16 protein-coding genes and 1 pseudogene are annotated in these 17,869 nt (G+C 71.6%); 4 read left to right on the top strand and 13 right to left on the bottom strand.

Going from position 1 to position 17,869, the window contains the following annotated elements:
• Nucleotides 1-57 precede the first annotated feature (57 nt).
• Nucleotides 58-921 carry an LLM class F420-dependent oxidoreductase gene (locus ACZ4N4_RS15140; protein ID WP_467588441.1) on the bottom strand — a complete coding sequence of 288 codons (864 nt, stop codon included), beginning with the start codon at nt 919-921 and terminating at the stop codon, nt 58-60.
• Between the two features lie 221 nt (nt 922-1,142).
• Here ACZ4N4_RS15140 and ACZ4N4_RS15135 point away from each other — a divergent pair, with 221 nt between their 5' ends.
• Nucleotides 1,143-2,315: a right-handed parallel beta-helix repeat-containing protein gene (locus tag ACZ4N4_RS15135; protein WP_467588438.1), complete on the top strand. Its 1,173-nt coding sequence runs from the start codon at nt 1,143-1,145 to the stop codon at nt 2,313-2,315.
• Nucleotides 2,316-2,463: 148 nt separating this feature from the next.
• Here the strand turns inward: ACZ4N4_RS15135 and ACZ4N4_RS15130 are convergent, their stop codons facing one another.
• Entirely contained in the window at nt 2,464-3,516 is a 1,053-nt protein-coding gene (locus ACZ4N4_RS15130) for a chitinase (protein ID WP_467588437.1), read from the bottom strand.
• A 248-nt stretch (nt 3,517-3,764) separates the two neighbouring features.
• Between ACZ4N4_RS15130 and ACZ4N4_RS15125 the strand changes: the two genes are divergently transcribed.
• The gene (locus ACZ4N4_RS15125; RefSeq protein ID WP_467588434.1) at nt 3,765-4,805 is read left to right on the top strand and encodes a C40 family peptidase; all 1,041 of its coding nucleotides are present in this window, start codon (nt 3,765-3,767) and stop codon (nt 4,803-4,805) included.
• Nucleotides 4,806-4,812: 7 nt separating this feature from the next.
• Here the strand turns inward: ACZ4N4_RS15125 and ACZ4N4_RS15120 are convergent.
• Both ACZ4N4_RS15120 and gndA read right to left on the bottom strand, forming a co-directional pair.
• Nucleotides 4,813-5,151, bottom strand: a pseudogene (locus ACZ4N4_RS15120) (response regulator transcription factor); the annotation flags it as partial.
• A 220-nt stretch (nt 5,152-5,371) separates the two neighbouring features.
• A complete protein-coding gene (gene gndA, locus ACZ4N4_RS15115; protein ID WP_467588431.1) occupies nt 5,372-6,811 on the bottom strand; it encodes an NADP-dependent phosphogluconate dehydrogenase in 1,440 nt (479 codons plus the stop codon).
• 302 nt (nt 6,812-7,113) lie between these two features.
• Here gndA and ACZ4N4_RS15110 point away from each other — a divergent pair, with 302 nt between their 5' ends.
• Together ACZ4N4_RS15110 and ACZ4N4_RS15105 are read left to right on the top strand one after the other, a co-directional pair.
• Complete coding sequence (locus ACZ4N4_RS15110; protein WP_467588428.1) at nt 7,114-7,671, top strand: M23 family metallopeptidase; 558 nt, start codon at nt 7,114-7,116, stop codon at nt 7,669-7,671.
• 126 nt (nt 7,672-7,797) lie between these two features.
• Nucleotides 7,798-8,715, top strand: coding sequence for a glycoside hydrolase family 26 protein (locus tag ACZ4N4_RS15105; RefSeq protein ID WP_467589115.1), 918 nt, complete (start codon nt 7,798-7,800; stop codon nt 8,713-8,715).
• A gap of 6 nt (nt 8,716-8,721) precedes the next feature.
• Here ACZ4N4_RS15105 and ACZ4N4_RS15100 read toward each other — a convergent pair whose 3' ends face one another.
• The 9 genes from ACZ4N4_RS15100 to ACZ4N4_RS15060 form a co-directional block, all read right to left on the bottom strand.
• Entirely contained in the window at nt 8,722-9,003 is a 282-nt protein-coding gene (locus ACZ4N4_RS15100; RefSeq protein ID WP_467588425.1) for a hypothetical protein, read from the bottom strand.
• Nucleotides 9,004-9,029: 26 nt separating this feature from the next.
• A complete protein-coding gene (locus ACZ4N4_RS15095; protein ID WP_467588423.1) occupies nt 9,030-10,433 on the bottom strand; it encodes a zinc ribbon domain-containing protein in 1,404 nt (467 codons plus the stop codon).
• Entirely contained in the window at nt 10,430-10,999 is a 570-nt protein-coding gene (locus ACZ4N4_RS15090; RefSeq protein WP_450760162.1) for a phage tail protein, read from the bottom strand. Before ACZ4N4_RS15090 ends, ACZ4N4_RS15095 begins: the two co-directional genes overlap by 4 nt.
• A gap of 28 nt (nt 11,000-11,027) precedes the next feature.
• Nucleotides 11,028-12,989, bottom strand: a complete 1,962-nt coding sequence (locus ACZ4N4_RS15085; protein ID WP_467588420.1) for a putative baseplate assembly protein — start codon at nt 12,987-12,989, stop codon at nt 11,028-11,030.
• Between the two features lie 5 nt (nt 12,990-12,994).
• Nucleotides 12,995-13,438 carry a GPW/gp25 family protein gene (locus ACZ4N4_RS15080; RefSeq protein ID WP_453568674.1) on the bottom strand — a complete coding sequence of 148 codons (444 nt, stop codon included), beginning with the start codon at nt 13,436-13,438 and terminating at the stop codon, nt 12,995-12,997.
• 40 nt (nt 13,439-13,478) lie between these two features.
• Complete coding sequence (locus tag ACZ4N4_RS15075; protein WP_453568672.1) at nt 13,479-15,389, bottom strand: VgrG-related protein; 1,911 nt, start codon at nt 15,387-15,389, stop codon at nt 13,479-13,481.
• Nucleotides 15,389-16,111, bottom strand: coding sequence for a CIS tube protein (locus tag ACZ4N4_RS15070; protein ID WP_453382204.1), 723 nt, complete (start codon nt 16,109-16,111; stop codon nt 15,389-15,391). The genes ACZ4N4_RS15075 and ACZ4N4_RS15070 overlap by 1 nt, the downstream gene beginning before the upstream one ends.
• A gap of 122 nt (nt 16,112-16,233) precedes the next feature.
• Nucleotides 16,234-16,656 (bottom strand): phage tail protein, encoded by a 423-nt coding sequence (locus ACZ4N4_RS15065; RefSeq protein WP_093500599.1) that lies wholly within the window; start codon nt 16,654-16,656, stop codon nt 16,234-16,236.
• A gap of 39 nt (nt 16,657-16,695) precedes the next feature.
• Nucleotides 16,696-17,187, bottom strand: a complete 492-nt coding sequence (locus ACZ4N4_RS15060; protein ID WP_467588416.1) for a hypothetical protein — start codon at nt 17,185-17,187, stop codon at nt 16,696-16,698.
• Nucleotides 17,188-17,869 lie beyond the last annotated feature (682 nt).

Genomic DNA, 17,869 nt, shown 5'->3' with positions numbered 1-17,869 from the left:
GGGCGTCTACGGCATCTCGCCATCCAGGACATCTCGTCATCTACGATCTCTGGTCGTCTAGGAGCCGTCACCCGCCCCGCCCAGCCCCAGCGCTTCCGCCAGTGCCCGGTATCCCGGCAGCGGGTCGGTGTCCGCGGGGTGCAGCAGCTGGAGCGCCACATGGTCGGCGCCCGCCTTCTGGTGGGCTCGGACGCCCTCCGCCACCCGGGCCGCCTCGCCGTGCAGGATCAGCGCGTCGAAGAGGCGGTCACTGCCGCCGTCCGCGAAGTCGGTGTCGTCGAAGCCGAGTCGGCGGAGGTTGCCGAGGTAGTTGGTCAGGTGCAGGTAGAAGCCCAGGGTGGCGTCGCCGATGACGCGGGCCCGGGCGGGGTCCGTCTCCAGGACCACCTTCTGCTCGGGGGCGAGGATCGGTCCGGCGCCGAGGATCTCGCGTGCCTGACGGGTGTGGTCCGGGGTGACCAGGTACGGGTGTGCCGCCGCCGTGCGGTCGCCGGCCAGGCGCAGTACCCGGGGACCGAGGGCCGCCAGGGCGCGGCGGGCTACCGGGACACCGCCCTCGTCGAGGACGTCCAGGTAGTCGTTCAGGGCTTGGTACGGCCGTACGAACTCCTTGGTCGCCTCCGGGTGGCCCGCGCCGATGCCCAGCAGGAAGCGGCCCGGGTGGCGCTCGGCGATCCGGCGGTACGAACGGGCCACCCGGTCGGCCGGGTTGGACCAGATGTTCACGATGCCGGTGGCGACGACCAGCGTCTCGGTGGCGTCCAGCAGTCGCTCGACCACGGTCAGGTCGGGGTCGGTCACGTTGCCGAGCCACAGCGTGCCGTAGCCCAGGCGTTCCAGCTCGACGGCGAGCTCCGGCTCGGTGTCCTCGTGGCGCCATGCACCGACGGCGCCCAGGTCGATCTTGTCCGTCTCATCCACGATCTCGTCCATGTCTGGCACAACCGGGGCCCGACGACAGCTATTCCGATTGCCATCGAAATAACGGTCACCGATTCTCGGTGATCACACATCTGAATTCTCTTTACATACATGACTATTGACGCGCCCACGACACCCTCCCTAGCTTCACAGAGAAAGCGCTTTCCGTCGCCATCTGTCCCGCACGTCCGGTCACACCTCTGAACGAACGGAGACGAACGATGCATGTGAGACCAGTCATCGCGTCCGTCGGCCTGCTCGCCGGCTCTCTCGTCGCACTGTCCGGCACCTCCGCGCAGGCCGCGTCCACCGTCCTGTACGTGTCGCCGACCGGCACCGACAGCGCGGCCGGCACCCAGTCGGCGCCGACCACGCTCACCTCCGCGATCGGCCGTATCGCCTCCGGCGGCACGATCTACCTGCGCGGTGGGACGTACAACTACTCCTCCACCGTGACCATCCCGGCCGGTTCCAACGGCAGTTCCGGCGCCCGCACCACCCTCTCCGCCTACCCGGGCGAGACGCCGGTGCTCAACTTCTCCTCACAGAGCGAGAGTTCCTCCAACCGGGGCATCCAGCTGTACGCCAACTACTGGCACCTGTACGGGCTCACCGTCCAGCACGCCGGTGACAACGGCATCTACGTCGGCGGCAGCAACAACGTCATCGAGCGTGCCGTGACCGCCTACAACCGCGACACCGGGCTGCAGCTCGGGCGGATCTCCTCCAGCACGCCCAGCAGCCAGTGGCCTGCCGGCAACCTCGTCGTCAGCTCCGAGTCGCACGACAACGCAGACAGCGACGGGGAGGACGCGGACGGGTTCGCCAGCAAGCTCACCACCGGGACCGGGAACGTCTTCCGGTACGACGTCTCGCATCACAACATCGACGACGGCTGGGACCTCTACACCAAGACCGACACCGGGGCGATCGGGCCGGTCACCATCGAGTACTCGCTCTCCTACGGCAACGGCACGCTCAGCGACGGCAGCCAGAGCGGGGACGGCGACCGCAACGGCTACAAGCTCGGCGGCGACGACATCGCCGTCAACCACGTGGTCCAGCACGACATCGCCTACGGCAACGGGCACCACGGGTTCACCTACAACAGCAACCCCGGCACCATGACCGTCTCGAACAACGTCGGCATCGACAACGCCGAGCGCAACTTCTCCTTCGACAAGGGCACTTCGGTGTTCCGGACCGACACCTCGTGCCGGTTCGCGGTCGACGGCTCCAACGACAAGACCGTCGGCGACGCCGACAGCTCCAACCAGTTCTGGACGGGCACCAACGGCTCCCGGTGCTCCTCCTACTCGGGCGCCCTCGGCTGGTCCTTCGCGTCGAACGGCAAGCTGAACGTCACCTTCGGCGGGAAGGTCGTATCACCCTGAGAGGCTCACCGGCCGGGCGTCCACAGCCTGTGGACGCCCGGCCGGGACATCGGCCGCACCGATCAGTCCGCCAGGCCCGCGCGGAGACCCCTGGGCGCGGAGCGGGGTTGCAGCGGGAGCTCGGGGAATGCCGCGCGGGGCCTGGGCCTTACCGCCGCGGGCCGGCGAAGCGGGCGAAGGTGTGACTGAACTGCCAGGTGTCCTGGGCGGTTCCGGAGCAGGAGTTGGAGCCGCCGGTGCCGACGCAGCCGCCGTTGTCGCGCTGGAGCGCCCAGAAGGAGAGGGTGTCGATGCCCCGGGCGGCGGCCCAGTGCTCGACCTCCACGGCGTTCTGGGTGGTGAAGGTCTCCTCGGGGCCGTAGTCGTCGATGCCGGGCATCTCGGTGACCCCGACCATCCCCCACAGCTCCTTGGCGCTCTTGTGCGGGTAGAGGGCGGCGAGTTGGGCGTGCAGGCCGTCGGCCGCGGTCCGGGTGTCGGTCGCCATGTCGTGGGTGGCGCCGTCGTAGTAGTCGAAGGTCATGATGTTGACGACGTCCACCCGCGCGTGGTGGGCGACGGCGTTCTGCAGGACGGCCAGGCCGTCGGCCTCCAGGCCCTTGGTGGTGGTCGGCAGGGTGTAGGAGAACTGGAGCGGGTGGCCGGTGCGGTCGGCCCAGCGCTCCGCCTTGGCGATCGCCTGGTTACGGCGGTCGACCCCCGCGGTGTCGGCGAGGGAGTCGGCCTCGATGTCGAGGTCGATGCGGGAGATGCCGTACGTCGTGACGAGCTTCTCGTACACCCCGGCGATGGCGTCCACGTCGGTGCAGCTGTCGGCGAGTTCGGTGCCGGTGGTGTCGGCGCCGTAGCCGCCGAAGGAGGGGACGGCGTTGCCGCCGCGGGCCTGGAGGGTGGCGATGTCGGCGCCGAAGGTCGACCGGGAGACCGGCTGGGTGGCGTCGCCGTTCCAGTCGGCGGTGCAGGAGCCGGCGGCGGGCGTCTGGAGGAAGGCCAGGGTGAGGTACTTGTTGCCGGACTCGGCGGCGAGCGCGGCGGGGCTCTGACCGGTCCAGGCCTCGAAGTAGGGTGCCGCGACCCGTGCGGGCATCGGCTTCGCGGCGTGCTGCGGGGAGGCGTGCGCGGCGCCTGATCCGACGGCAACGAGCGCGGTGGACAGAGCGGTTGCGGTCAGGGCGGCCTGCAGGGCACGAGTGCGTCTCATGGACGCCCATATTTGGTTTAGACCAATTGACTGTCAAGGTTCCTTACAATCGGCGCCCGGCACCCCGCGACCGACCGGCGGAGAAGGCCAGTTGGCGACAGGTGGCCGGATTTCTTCCATGCGGAGATTTGAACTGAACATAAGAGAGTCATTAATGTCTGTGACTCGTACTACCAGTTGAACGATCCACCGCTTGATCCGTTGCCTGATCCACCGCTCGACTCTTCGCTCGGAAGGAGATCGCCTCCGTGGCGTTCCACCGTCGTCCCAAGCAGCCGGGCCGTGCTCGGGTCACCGTGCTCACCACCGCCGCCGCTGCCGCCGTGGTCCTCTCCTCGCAGGCCGCGAACGCCGCGCCCAGTGAGAAGCCCAGCAAGGACGAGGTCAGGTCCCGGGTCGACAAGCTGTACGAGGAGGCCGAGCAGGCCACCGAGAAGTTCAACGGGGCCAAGGAGAAGCAGGAGAAGCTCCAGAAGCAGATCTCCGCGCTGCAGGACTCGGTCGCGCGCGGCCAGGACGAGCTGAACGAACTGCGGGACGGCATCGGCTCCATGGCCACCGCCCAGTACCGCAGTGGCGGCCTCGACCCGTCCCTCCAGCTGTTCCTCTCCGCCGACCCGGACGACTACCTGGACAAGGCCTCCACCCTGGACCAGCTGAGCGGCCAGCAGGTCGAGACGCTGAAGAAGATCCAGGCCAAGCAGCGCGAACTGGCCCAGGAGCGGGCGGAGGCCACCGGCACGCTCAAGGACCTGGCCGCCACCCGCACCGAACTCGGCACGAAGAAGAAGGAAGTCCAGGCCAAGCTGGCCGAGGCGCAGAAGCTGCTCAACAGCCTCACCGCCGCCGAGAAGGCCGCGCTCGCCGCCGAACAGGACCGCGCCAACCGCTCCGCCGGCGAGCGGGTGGACCTCGGCAACGACACCTCCGCCACCGGCCGGGCCGCGGCCGCCTTCGCCGCCGCCAAGACCAAGCTCGGCACACCGTACGTCTACGGCGCCACCGGCCCGTCCTCCTTCGACTGCTCGGGCCTGACCTCCTGGGCCTACGCGCAGGCCGGGGTCTCCATCCCGCGCACCTCCGAGTCCCAGACGGGGATCGGCACCAGGATCTACTCGACGTCCGACCTCCAGGTCGGCGACCTGGTCTTCTTCTTCAACGACCTGCACCACGTGGGCCTGTACGCGGGCAACGGGCAGATCCTGCACGCCCCGCGCACCGGCACGGTCGTCCGCTACGAGTCGATGAGCACCATCGGCGGGCCGTTCATGTTCGGCGTCCGCGTCTGAACCTGGATCAGCGAGTACGCGCCCGCGCGTACTCCAGGTAGTGCAGGACCGCCGCGACCCGGCGGTCCGCCCGGCCGGCCGGTGACAGGTCGAGCTTGGCGAAGATGGACCGGATGTGCTTGTGCACGGCACCGTCGGTGACGACCAGGCGTTCGGCGATGGCGGAGTTGCCGAGGCCCTCCGCCATCAGGGCGAGGACATCGCGTTCGCGTGGGCTCAGCCGCTCCAGGCGGGTGTCCTGCCGGGAGCGGGTGCACAGCTGGGCGACGACCTCGGGGTCGATCGCGGTGCCGCCGCCCGCCACCCGGTGCGGGGCGTCCAGGAACTCCTCGACCCGGCCCACCCGTGTGGCTGCTCCCGGCAGCGGCGGCGACGGTGTTCCTCACCTCCTACGTGACGATCGAACTGCCGACGAGAAGAGCCCTCGCGGTACCTCCGGCCGAGGCCGTCAGAGCCCCGTAAGGAGCGCGGGGAACTGCGCGACAAGCCACGACGGACCGGCAGACGACAACATGCGACATCGTCGTGGCTGATCGCGCAGTTCCCCGCGCCCCTAAAAGCATTGCTCAGCCCTGCGTTTCGGGGCGGCCCTCCGTCGCCCAGTGGGTGTGGAACGCCCCCGCGCGGTCGACCCTGCCGTACGTGTGCGCGCCGAAGTAGTCCCGCTGCCCCTGCAGAAGTGCCGCCGGAAGACGCGGGGACCGCAGCGTGTCGTAGTGGGACAGGGCCGCCGAGAACGCCGGGACGGGGATGCCCCGGCGGGCCGCCGAGGCCACCGTCTCCCGCCACGGCACCTGCGCGTCGGCGATCTCCTTCGCGAACTCCCCCTCGGCCAGCAGGCCGACGAGGTCCGGGTCGGCCCGGTACGCCGCGCGGATCCGGTCCAGGAACGACGCGCGGATGATGCAGCCGCCCCGCCAGATCCGGGCCACCGCGCCGAGGTCGATCTTCCAGCCGTACTCGGCGGCCGCGTCCTGGATCATCGTCCAGCCCTGGTCGTAGGCGATGATCTTGGAGGCGTACAGGGCGTGTTCGACACGGGAGGCGAAACGGTCGGCCTCGGTGGCGCTGAGCGGGGGCGTCGTACCACCGGGCAACCCGGCGTACGCGGAACGCAGTTCGCCACGGCCGGACGCGGCACGGGCGAAGGTCGCCTGGGCGATCGCGGTGACCGGTGAGGCGAGGTCCAGCGCGGTCTGGACGGTCCAGCGCCCGGTGCCCTTCTGCCCGGCCGCGTCGGCGACGATGTCGACGAACGGCGCACCGGTGGCGGCGTCGACGTGCGCGAGCACCTCCGCGGTGATCTCGATGAGGTAGGAGCCGAGCCGGCCGCCGTTCCACTGGCGGAAGATGTCCGCGATCTCGGCCGGCGGGTAGCCGCCGACCTGGCGGAGCAGGTCGTACGCCTCGGCGATGAGCTGCATGTCGGCGTACTCGATGCCGTTGTGGACCATCTTCACGAAGTGCCCGGCGCCGTCCTCGCCGACGTGGGTGGCGCACGGCTCGCCGCCGACCTTCGCGCTGATGTCCTCGAACATCGGCCCGAGGACGGCGTACGACTCCGCGGAGCCGCCCGGCATGATCGACGGCCCGTTGAGCGCGCCCTCCTCACCGCCGGAGACCCCCACGCCGACGAAGTGCAGGCCCTTCTCCCGCAGGGCGGCCTCGCGGCGGCGGGTGTCGGCGAAGTGGGCGTTGCCGCCGTCGATGACGATGTCACCGGGTTCGAGGAGCGGCACGAACTCGTCGATGACGGCGTCGGTGGCGGCACCGGCCTGCACCATGATCATGAGCCGCCGGGGACGTTCGAGGGCGGCGACGAAGTCCGCGGCGGTCTCGGCGCCGACGAACGTGCCCTCGTGGCCGTACTCCTCGACCAGGGCGCGGGTGCGGGCGGGTGTGCGGTTGTGGACGGCGACCGGGTAGCCGTGCCGGGCGAAGTTCCGGGCCAGGTTGCGGCCCATCACTCCGAGGCCGGTCACGCCGATGGCTGCGGATGCGTGCACGGGGGACTCCGATCTGCGGACGAACGCTGTCCCCGCAAGTACGGGCGGCCGAGGGCCGGGTGTTCAGTCCGCGGCCATGGTGAAGACGATCCGCCGGCAGAACCTGGTCCGGCGCCGTGAGCCCGAGGTCGAGCGGCAGATCCAGGCCCTCACCGACGCCCAGCGTGGCCGGCTCTCCCTGCTCGCGAGCGCCCTGGCCGGCCCCGCGCCCCGATCTGACCGCCGGATCCGAACGGGCGAAAGTCACGGCACCCGGCGTGTGAGGCCGCCCCGGGGCCGGCCGGCCGTCCGAGGATCCGACAATGCGAACGGATGATCTACGACTCGTGACGGCCGCGATGGTCCTCCTGCTGACGGGCGCGTTCCTCATCCCGCCCGCCAAGGCCGGCCCACGCACCGAGCACTGCGCCTTCGGCACGTCCAGCACCCCGCCGTCCGAGGGGCCCACCGGCCAGTGGAGCGCCCCGACGGTCCGCTACCGGCTCTCCGCCGGCTACTCCGCCGAGGGCCACCACTGGAGACACCGGCACACCGGGCAGGACTTCGCGGTCGAGGCCGGCACGCCCGTGTACGCCGTCGGCCCGGGCCGGGTCGTGACCGTGTCCTGCGGCGACGGCTACGGCAACCAGGTCGTCTTACGCCACCCGGACGGCTGCTACACCCAGTACGCCCACCTGTCCGTCGTCAACGTCCGTCCCGGACAGCCCGTCTCGGCCGGCCAGCGCATCGGCTCCGCCGGCTCGACCGGCAACGCGGACGGCCCCCACCTGCACTTCGAGGTCCGCACCGGCCCCGCCATGGGCTCTACCGTGGCACCGCTGCCGTGGCTGCGGCAGCACGGGGTGCCCGTACCGCCGTAACCGCGCCGGGCGCCGGCGGCCGGGGTCCTCGCACAGCAGTCCAAGATGCCCACAACGGGCAACTCGCCCCTCCGGAGCGGCCAGACTCACCTCATGGCACGTCTGAAGTTCCTCCTGGTCGCCACCATGGTCGCCCTGTTCCTGCTCCCCATCTCCCGCCCGGAGACCGCACGGCTCGCCGCCCCCGGCCCCTTCGGGGCGTACGTCGGCTACGGCGCCGACGGTGTGCGCCGGGTGAGCGCGCTCGGCAGCTGGCTGGGGCACGAGGAACCCCGGGTCGGGCACACCTACCTCCCCGGCGACGTGTGGCGGAACATCGAGGGCGCCCCCGACTTCGTACGGCTGTGGGCGAACTGGCGACGGGCCGAGCCGGACCGGCTCCTCGTGCTCAACGTGCCGATGCTGGAGGGCACGGAGGCCCATCTGCCGGACGCCGAGGTGCGCCGGCAGCTCCGGTTCGGGGCGCAGGGGCGGTACGACGGACACTTCCGGACGCTGGCCCGGCGACTGGTGTCGGTCGGCGCGCCGGACACCGTCGTGGTGCTCGGCTGGGAGATGAACGGGGTGACGTACACCCACCGCTGCGGACCGGACCCGGCCGCCTGGAAGGCGTACTGGGTGCGGATCGTCACGGCGATGCGGTCGGTGCCCGGCCAGCGGTTCCGGTTCGACTTCACGCCCAACCGGGGTCGGGACGCGGTCCCCTGGACCCGGTGCTATCCGGGGGACCGGTTCGTGGACATCGTCGGCATGGACGCCTACGACTCCCCGCGCGGGATGTCCTTCGCGGAACAGGTCACCGAGCCGTACGGGCTGCGGGCGCAGGTCGCCTTCGCCCGCGCCCACGGCAAGCCGGTCTCGTACCCCGAGTGGGGGCTGTACGAGAACGGCGACGACCCGGCGTACATGAAGGGCATGGTCAAGTGGTTCGCGGACAACCGGCCGCTCTACCAGACCATCACCGACTACTGCCCGCACGGGGTGTGGAGGTGCCGGGGCAACCCCAGGTCCACGGCCGTCTACCGGTCCCTGATGAGGAAATAGGGGTCTTCAGCTCTCCGGGCTCGGCCGGCCCCTCCTCGACCGGAGACGGTCGAGGAGCCAGAGGAGCAGGCAGACGACCACCAGGCCCGCGACCAGGTTGAGCACGGCGTGCAGCAACCTGCCGATGGAGAATCCGGAACCGGAGACGAGCGCGAAGGCGAGGAGGAGCAGCGTGCCGAAGAACTTCAGCACCCTGTTGCCCACGACCATGAGGGCCGCATGGCCCAGCGGGACATCGCGCCGGATCCTGCGCGCGCCGCGCCGCTCCCCTGCGTCCTTTTCGGCCACGGCCGGATTATGACATCACCATTTTGTCAGGAGGAGTTCGCGCTCGACGGGCCGAAGAACTCTATTTCGGCGATGGCCACCTGGGTGGCCCCCGAGGCCTGGTACGACGACTCGATCGTGAAGCGGACCGAGATGACGTTCTTGGCGCGGAAGTCCCGGGTCTGACCGCCGGCCGTCTGGTCGAGGGTGATCTCCCGGGTCTCCGTCCTGCCGTCCGACGTCTTGATGGTCGCCTTCATCCGGTGCGGCAGGGCCGACTTCTTCAGCTGGTCGAAGCGTTTCGACTCGCCGGAGGAGATGACGACGTTCAGCAGGCGCGTCGGTTCGTCGAAGCGCGCCTCGATCCACTCGCCCACGCCGCCCTGGACCACGCCGGGGCCCCACCAGGTGTTGTTCAGCTTGTCGAAGACGAGGTCCGGCTTGTGACCGGCGTAGGAGCGGGACGCGCTGACCCGGTCCGGGGAGACCTGGGCGCGCTTGGCGAAGTGGTCGCGGGTGGCGCTCACCGCGTTCGGGATGTTGAACGCCAGGACCGTGACGAGCGCGATGACGACGGCCGCGCCGAGCCAGGTCAGCACGCGGTCGAAGGTACGGCGCAGGCGGGGCCGGTCGCCGGCCCACGGGGTCTCCCGGTTGCGGAAGTCGAAGATACGGCGCCACCAGGGCCGGGGGGCCGAAGCCGCGGCGTGGCCGTGGCCGGCCATGGGCATGGCGCAGCGGGTGCAGAAGTGGCGGTCGGGACGGTTGGGGGTGGCGCACCAGGGGCAGGGGGTGCCGCCGTGGGCGCCGAGGTCCTCGCCGGGGGCGCGGACGGACTGGGGGCGCTGGGGGGTGGGGCGGCCGGGGAGGACGGGGGTGACGGAAGCGGGGGCCGGGGCGGGGGGGTTGGGGTCCGTCACGGGGATGAGCAGACGCCGGGCTCGGTCGTGGTCGCCTTCGGCGAGTCCCTGCGGGGGCTGGGCGGCGGTGTCGGTGACGGCGGCCTGGGGAGCGGGGGTGGCGGGGATGGGGGCGGGTGCAGGAATGGGGGCGGGTGCAGGGACAGGGGTGGTTTCCGCCGTGGGTGTGGTGACCGGGAGTGGGGGCTGGTCGCGCTCACGCGGTGGTAGCCGCACATCCGACTCGGCCCCGCGCCCCTGAAGGGGCGCTGTCGTCGCCGTTCCTTGTAGGTCCCGCTGGGGGGAGGCCAAGCCCGTTCCGCCGTCCCCGCGGGTGAAGGCGTCCCAGCCCGGGGCGGCCGGGGTCGCTGACGGAGTCGGTGCCGGGGCCGGCGCCGGTGCCGGTGCCGGAGTCGGCTCGGGGGCAGGGGCCTGCTGTGGGGCCTCTCCCCCGCTCACCGCCCAGCTCAGTACCGAGCCGCAGGCGTCGCAGAAGGACTGGCCCGGTTCGGCGACCGTGCCGCACTCCGTGCAGTTCCGGTTGGTCGTCATCGCTGCGGGGTCCTTTCGGCGGACGAAGAAGAAGCGGTCACCTGGACCGTGTAGGGCATGTGAGCGGGGCGGGCGGCCGCCACGAGGTGTTCCAGGCGGACCTCGTCGGCCGGGGTGGGGGAGGGCAGCACGAGGTGGACGTGCAGGCGGGGGCGGGCTTCGCCGGGGAAGGGGCCCAGCGGGCGGGCGTTCCAGTCGGCGCCGCCGCTCTCCGTGATCTCCGGTGTCACGCCGAAGGCCAGCCGGACCGCCTCGGACAGGCCGAGGCGGGTGCCCCGGATGCGGTGCAGATAGGCGGCCGCCGCCACGGCCGCACGGAGCAGGGGTTCCGCTTCCGTGCCGTCCGTCTCCGCGCCGACCCAGGTGCCGAGCCATTCCGCGAAGTCCAGTGGGGCCAGGGCCGGGTCGAAGTAACTGGGCAGGCAGTCGAGGACGTTCGGGATCGGGGCGATCATGTCGTCCAGGCCGGCGACGAAGCGCAGCGCCAGGTCGTCGTCGGCGAAGACCGCCGGGAGCATCGCGCCGATGGGGACGGAGGAGCCGAGGCCGTCGATGGACCCTCTCAACGGACGCCTCCTGTCGAGTCGTTGACGGTCATTCGCCGATCACCCGGACCCGGTGGTCGTAGGAGAAGACCAGGGACGGGGCGTCCAGGTCGATGCGGTCGGTCGGGTCGCCGCGCTTTCCGGTGAGCGGGTCGGCGGGGTGCAGCACGACCTCGTCGACGAGCTCGACGCCGGGGACCCGCTGCAGCACCGCGAAGACCTCGCCCGACTGCACCGGGCGCCCGAACGGCCAGCCCTTGCCGTCCGCGCCGCCGGTCAGCGGGTCCAGGTGCCGGTAGAGGGCGTCGTGGGCCTGGCGGCGGACCCGGTCGACGTCCACTCCACGGAAGGCGTGGACCGTGGCGACGACCGTGACGCCCTGGTAGAAGGGCGGCCCGACCGCCAGCCGGGTGCCGATCAGCCGGCGTTCGTCCAGGTAGCGGGTGATGCGGTCCAGCAGGGCGTCGCCGGGGACGAGTTGCTCGAAGCGCAGGCGGCCGCCGGGGTCCGGAACGGCCTGCGGCACCACCAGCACCCGTACCGCGTACGACCCGTGCTCGCCCTCCTCGCCCTCCAGGCAGGTGATCCGGGCCGTCTCCGGAGCGGCGCGGCGGGCCAGCTCCTCGTAGTCGCGCAGGGTCACCGCCCGCTCCTGGGCGCGGAGCGTGATCGGCGCGCGGACCTTCGCCTCGGCGACCGTCTCGCCGTCCACTCCGCCGCGCGCGGCCTCCCGGTTGACGACCTCCGCGACGTACGGGATGGAGGAGCGCAGGATCTGTACGGCCCCCCGGGCCACGTTGCCGTCCCGGCCGCCGCCCGTGCGGTAGCGGCGGGCCCGGATGACCGCTCCCTTCGCCGCCACCGTGCCGTACTGGCGCAGCGAGCCGTCCGGTTCGCGGACCGCGGGGCCGAAGGCGATCTCGCCGGTCGTCGCGTCGAGGGTGAGGTGCCGGTCGTACGGTCCCGAGGCCGCGAAGTGCGGGACGACCTGCCAGTCCACCCAGCCGCCCTCACCGTCGTGCTCGGCGGTCTGCAGGAGCAGCGGCGGGGTGTCCCCGACGACGGGGGCGTGGGCGAGCCGCAGGCGCTGGCCGGGCAGGCCCGTCGACTCGCCGAGCGCCTCGTCCTCCACGGTCTCCGCGTGCACGGCGCCGGTCGTGCCGCCCACCGTGCAGGCCTCGACGAACCGGACCGTCGGGGAGGTGGTGTAGAAGGGCTGGTCGGCACGCGGCTCGGTGACCCGGCAGCGCAGCCAGCTCGCCTCCAGGCCGCCGTTGCGGGACAGGACGTGACCGCCGGGGACGTGCAGCACGACCTCGCCGGGGCGGTTGAGGCCACCCGTGCCGTCCCGGTCGACCTCGCACTCCCGCCAGCCGTCCTCCGTCCACGCCTCCCACACCAGCGGGGGCTGGCGCGGGTCCACGCCGACACCGTCGACCCGGCTGTCCAGGTCGAGGGCGACCGCGCAGTGCGGGACGGCGGCGGACAGGCCGAGCAGCATGCAGTCACCGGGGTTCGGGGACTCCGTGAAGCACAACAGGTTCTTGCCCTCGGCGAGTTCGTGGGTGAGGTCGACGACGGCCGAACCCTGCTGCTGCCGCAGCAGGTGCCGCAACTCGCTGGGCACGATGGTCAGTTCGCGCTCGGTCGCGAAGACCACCGCTTCCTGCGTCTCGGTACGGCGGGTCGCCACCTCCGTGCCGACCGGCACCGGCACCGGTTCCTCCTGGGCCGCCGACAGCCAGAACGTCACGTCGGTACGGGCGGCCGACGGCGGGAACAGCGTGATGCCGACCAGGTCCAGGAAGGCGAGATGGTTCTTCTCCGGGACCCGGTTGAGGCGGTACACGATCTGGTCGGCCATGTGCGCGACCGTCTCCACCAGCGTGATGCCGGGGTCGGAGACGTTGTGGTCGGTCCACTCCGGGGCGCGCTGCTGGATGTAACGCTTGGCGTCGTCGACGAACTGCTGGAAGCGGCGGTCGTCGAGGTTCGGGGAGGGCAGGGCCATCGGGATCAGCGGTCGCTTTCGGAGGGGTCCGAGGAGGCGGGAGGCAGGTCCGGCTCGTCGTGGGAGGGGATGACGTAGAAGGGGAACACCAGGCTGCGCGGGTTGTTGGTGCCGCGGATCGAGTAACGGACGTCGATCATCAGCACGCTCGGGTCGGCGCCGGTGGTCACCTCGACGTCCTCGACCTCGATCCGGGGCTCCCAGCGGTCGAGACTGGCGTGCACCTCGTGCTGGATACGGCCGGCGGTCTGCTCGTTGACGGGGGCGAAGACGAGGTCGTGGATGGCGCAGCCGAACTCCGGCCGCATCGGGCGCTCCCCGGGGGCCGTGGAGAGGATGAGCCGGATGGCCTCCTCCACCTCCTTCTCGCCGCTGACCAGGGCGATGCCGCCGGTGGGTCCGATCCGCAACGGGAACGACCAGCCGGAGCCGACGAACTGCTCTGCCATCAGCCCCGCACCCGCCCCTCCGGGAAGACCTCGCACCCGCTCATGCCGGAATCACCATCACCGTCAGTCCGCCCATCATCAGGTTGCCCAGGACCGGCACCTCCGGGGCCTGGATCGCCACGGTGGCGAGGGAGGTGAGCGCGACGGCGGCGTTGCCGCGCAGCGACAGCGCGGCGTTCGCCATCAGGCTCACGGCGGAGGCGTTCACGGAGACCGCGCCCGCGGGCGCCTTGATGTCGACGAGTTCCGCGCTCTGCAGGGACAGCGGTCCCCCGCTCCTGATGCTGAGCGCGCCGCCCGCCTTCAGGGACAGGTTGGCGCCGGCCTCGACCGACACCGACCTGCTGCCCTTGATGGAGACGCTGCCCTTGCTGTCCACGGTGATCTCGGTCTGCTGCCGGTCCAGGAAGACGGTGAGTTTGTCGTCGCCGCTGGCCAGCCGGACGCCCTGTTTACGGCCCCGCTGGTCGAGCAGGTCCATGCGGTTGCCGACCCGGTCGGAGACGGTGTGCCGGGTGGCCCGGCCGCGCATGCCGTCGTGCAGCGGCACGTCCTTGACCCTGGTCGGCTTGTCCTTTCCGTTGTAGAGGCCGCCGACGACGTACGCGTGGTCGAGGGCGCCCCGGTCGAAGGCGACGAGCACCTCGTCACCGACGTCCATCGGGAAGACCCCGCCGCCGCGCACGCCGCCCCACTGCACGGTCCGGGTCCAGTCGCTGACGTAGGTGTCGTCCAGCCACGGGAACTTGAGCTTCACCCGCCCCTGCTGCAGCGGGTCCTGTACGTCGGTGACCAGGGCCTGCGCCACGCTGAGCTGCCGGTCGGCGCCGGCGTCCGAGGCGCCGCCGGAGGCCACGCCGTACAGGGACCGCCACTGGCGGCCGCTGACCGTCACCCAGGTCTCGTAGTGCTTGGCGTCGCCGAAGACATGCCGTACCGAGGTGACCGTGTACTTCCCCTCGAAGGGGTCCCCGACGTCCGCGAGCGCCACCGGAACCCCCGGCCGCAGCTTCGGGTTGCCCCGCACGACCACCTCCACCTCGGCGAACGTCGAGGTGACGTCGTCGGAGAGGGCGTCGGCCGCGAACTTCACCTCGGACTGCTTGTCGTACGGCGTCCGCGTCTCGACCAGCTTCGACGTCTTGAACTCGCCGGCCGCCGCGCCCGGGGTGGTGCCGATGCTGTAGCCGGTGTTACCGGCCGGCGTGACGGTCGCCGTGAGCGTCTTCTTCGTGCGCACGTCCCAGCCGCGTGACTCGACCTTGTTCACCTGGTCGGAGGCGGTGACCGCGGTGCGCAGCCGCAGGATGTCGTGCCCGGCCTCCAGCACGAACGGGCTCTTGTCGCCGTCGGTCTGCGGCGACGGCGCCCCCGAGGCGCTCTTCTGCTTCACGAACTGGAACTTGCCGTCCGCGTCCACCGACATGACCATCTCGTTCTCGTCGGCGAGCCGGGCCAGGAAGTCCCAGTCGGTGACGTTCGACTGGCTGATGAACTCGTAGACGGTCTTGGTGGCCTGGATCCGCCCGACCGGCACGCCGTCCTGCGCGGCCAGCTTGCGGGCGATGTCGGAGGCGGTCTGGTTGCGGTAGGCGACGACGCGGCGCTGCCGCATCAGCCGGAACCCGTAGTCGTAGCCGCGGACCACCGCGTAGCTGCCGGTGCCGTCGTACTCGGCCTCCAGCCCCGTGACCTCACCGGTGAGCAGCGGGTCGCCGGTGCCCTGCCCGTCGGAGACCGGCGTGATCACCACCGGGGTGCCGAACTGGACGCCCAGCTTGCCCAGCAGCTTGCGGGACGGGTCGCGGAAGGTCAGCTGGAAGGCGGCCGGCACCCCGACGCCCTGGTCGACGTGGGCGTCGACGAGATACCGCCCGTACTCCGAGGTGGCCGTCAGCTCCTTGCCGCCGATGACGACCTTGACGACGTTCGAGAAAGCGTGCTTCACCATCAGGACCGCACCTCCTCGGCGGCCGGCAACACCAGTTCCGTCCCCGTGGGCAGCCACCCCGGGTCGTCGATCCCGTTGGCGTCCGCGATCGCCCGCCAGGCGGCCGCGTTGCCGTACTCCCGCCAGGCCAGCGACTGCAGCGAGTCGCCGGCCACGACCCGGTGCACGCGCTGCGCGGTGAGCGCGCCGGACGTCGGGTTCTGTCCCGCGGTCTTGCTCGGGATCTCGTGCAGCTGAAGCCGGCAGCTGGCCCGGATCGGCATCCCGCTGGTCCCGAACAGGGAGTAGGAGACGTCGACGGAGGCGACGTACGCCGTGAAGTGGGCGGTCGAGAACGAGCCCCACTGGAACACCACCCAGGGCGGCGACGGCTGCTTGGCCGCGATGCTCTTGCTGGTGACCTCGCAGCAGGCCAGCAACGACTCCACCTTCTTCATCACGTCGTTGCTGTCCGGGTCGTCGGACCGGTCCAGGAAGATCTCCACGCTCATCTCGCGCGGGTGGGTGCCGAGGAACTCCGGCAGCGCGCCGTCCCGTTCGATCGGCGCCGCCGACGACTTCCAGTCCGCCCGGCGGGCGATCGACAGCTCCGCCGGGTTGAACTCGAAGCCGAACGTCTTGATGATGCCGCCCGGGCTGGTGCTGGTGCCCACGGGCGGCTCATGTATCGCGAGGGTGGCCCGCACGAGGCTCTTGCCGGCGCCCCGGCTGCTCCTGGCCATGATCTGATCTGCCTCTCAGTCCGCTCTGCTCGATCTGCCCGCGCTGTTCGCTCGGTTCGCGCTGATCGCTCGGTTCGCTCGGTTCGCGCTGATCGCTCGGTTCGCGCTGTTCGCTGGTTCGCTCAGTCGGTGAAGCCGTGATGGGCGATCTCCAGGACCTCCGTGGCCACGGACGGATTGCCCGCGTCCAGGGATGGCCCCTGCCAGCTCACCGGCAGCACGTCAAGGAGCCCCCACCGGGCCACCTCCGAACCGTCCGCGCGCAGCGCCGTGATCTGCCCGGTGGGCCGCTCGATCCCCGTCTGCACGGACGAGATCCACTTCGCGACCTTCGAGGTGTCCGGGGTGAGCGGCCGGGTCAGCCGGATGTGGGAGAAGGTGACACGGGTCGGCAGCTGCCACACGAACCCGTTGTTGCCGCCCTCCTGCCGCTGCTCGATCTCCACCTGCGACGACAGCCCCTCGCACCCGTTGAAGTAACCGAGGTCCTCGCCGTCGATGGAGAGGCTGAACCAGACTGTGGTTCCCGGGTCCTGGCGATCCATCGGGGGCCTTTCTGTGGGGTGGGTGCGCGGTCGTCGTGGTCAGGAGCGGAAGTCGCGGAGCTTTCCCACGCGTTCGCGGTCGCGGCGGAGTTCGGTGCGGACGTGCCGGGTGACCCGGTCGATGATCCGGTGGACGAGGGCGTCCACCTGGAACTCGGTGAGGGCGCGCGGGTCGAAACCGCCCTCCTCGACCGCCGAGTACCCGGGGGGCGAACTGTCCGAGGACGAACCGGAGCCGGAGCCGGAACCGGAGCCGGATCCGGAGCCGGAGGATGTGCCGGAGTACGAGGGTGGCGGGTCGGTGGGAGGCGGTGGCTGCCGCTCGGCCCGGGCGCTGGTGATCGGCGTCTCCTTCACGGTGGTCGTGGGGAGTGCGTCGCGCTGGACGGTGGGGCGGTTCAGGGGCGCCACGGGGAGGGGGGCGGTGGCGGAGATCGGGGTGGCGGCGCGCAGGGGTACGGGGTGGGTGGGCGCGGCGGTGGTGTTCGGCTTGACGGGCAGGGCGGCACCGGGGCTTGCCGCTCGCTGCACGGAGGGGGGCCGGGGCGCCGGCGCCGGTCGGGTGGGGGACGGGGTGGCGCTCGCGGGCAGGGGTGGTGACTGCGACCGGCTCCGGCCGGATGCCGGAGGGGCGCCGAGACCGGGAGTGGCGGGAGCGGCGGCACGCTGGAGGAAGGGGGGAAACGGCGAAGGACCCGTCGGTGCGGGGACGGGCAGAGCCGGTGGAGGCGGCATCGCCGGGGCGGCGGGGGTGGACCGGACGTGTTCGACCGTCGGCGTCGGCAGGTCTGACGGGGCGGCCGGCGGTGCCTGCCGGGGCGGTTCGGGCACCGGGCCGGAGCCGGCGGCCGGCCGGACCGCCGGACCGCTCGGCGCCTGCCGCCGCCGCACGGACGGCACCGCCGCCCTGTGCCCGGCACGCCTCGCCGGAGCCGCGCTCGCGGCCGGGCCGGTCACGGGGGCGCCGAGACCGAGGCGGGGGGCGCCGGGGGTGGTCGCCGTGGCGCGCTGCACGGATGCGGAGGCGGAAGCGGAAGCGGAAGCCGGCTTCGGCGCCGGTGCCGACGCGGGCCGGGCCGTCGTGGCCGGGCCGGTGGACGGGGCGGCTGCCCGCTCACGCGGACGCGGCGGTGTCGGTCCGTCGGGAGAGGAGGAGACCGAGGATCGCTCCGTCGTCCGCCGACGCTGCACGGCCGCGTCGCCCGTCCCGCCC

The sequence above is a fragment of the Streptomyces sp. NPDC026538 genome, assembly GCF_055567535.1.
The sequence above is the reverse complement of the archived record's forward strand: the minus strand, read 5'-3'. Positions and strand labels throughout refer to the sequence as shown.

What these genes read in the sequence shown, in the direction of transcription:
- ACZ4N4_RS15110 (WP_467588428.1), top strand. Translation starts at nt 7,114, where the DNA reads ATGCGAACGGATGATCTACGACTCGTGACGGCCGCGATGGTCCTCCTG.
- ACZ4N4_RS15065 (WP_093500599.1), bottom strand. Translation starts at nt 16,656, where the DNA reads ATGGATCGCCAGGACCCGGGAACCACAGTCTGGTTCAGCCTCTCCATC.
- ACZ4N4_RS15080 (WP_453568674.1), bottom strand. Translation starts at nt 13,438, where the DNA reads ATGGCAGAGCAGTTCGTCGGCTCCGGCTGGTCGTTCCCGTTGCGGATC.
- ACZ4N4_RS15075 (WP_453568672.1), bottom strand. Translation starts at nt 15,389, where the DNA reads ATGGTGAAGCACGCTTTCTCGAACGTCGTCAAGGTCGTCATCGGCGGC.
- ACZ4N4_RS15135 (WP_467588438.1), top strand. Translation starts at nt 1,143, where the DNA reads ATGCATGTGAGACCAGTCATCGCGTCCGTCGGCCTGCTCGCCGGCTCT.
- ACZ4N4_RS15070 (WP_453382204.1), bottom strand. Translation starts at nt 16,111, where the DNA reads ATGGCCAGGAGCAGCCGGGGCGCCGGCAAGAGCCTCGTGCGGGCCACC.
- ACZ4N4_RS15105 (WP_467589115.1), top strand. Translation starts at nt 7,798, where the DNA reads ATGGTCGCCCTGTTCCTGCTCCCCATCTCCCGCCCGGAGACCGCACGG.
- ACZ4N4_RS15085 (WP_467588420.1), bottom strand. Translation starts at nt 12,989, where the DNA reads ATGGCCCTGCCCTCCCCGAACCTCGACGACCGCCGCTTCCAGCAGTTC.
- ACZ4N4_RS15130 (WP_467588437.1), bottom strand. Translation starts at nt 3,516, where the DNA reads ATGAGACGCACTCGTGCCCTGCAGGCCGCCCTGACCGCAACCGCTCTG.
- ACZ4N4_RS15095 (WP_467588423.1), bottom strand. Translation starts at nt 10,433, where the DNA reads ATGACGACCAACCGGAACTGCACGGAGTGCGGCACGGTCGCCGAACCG.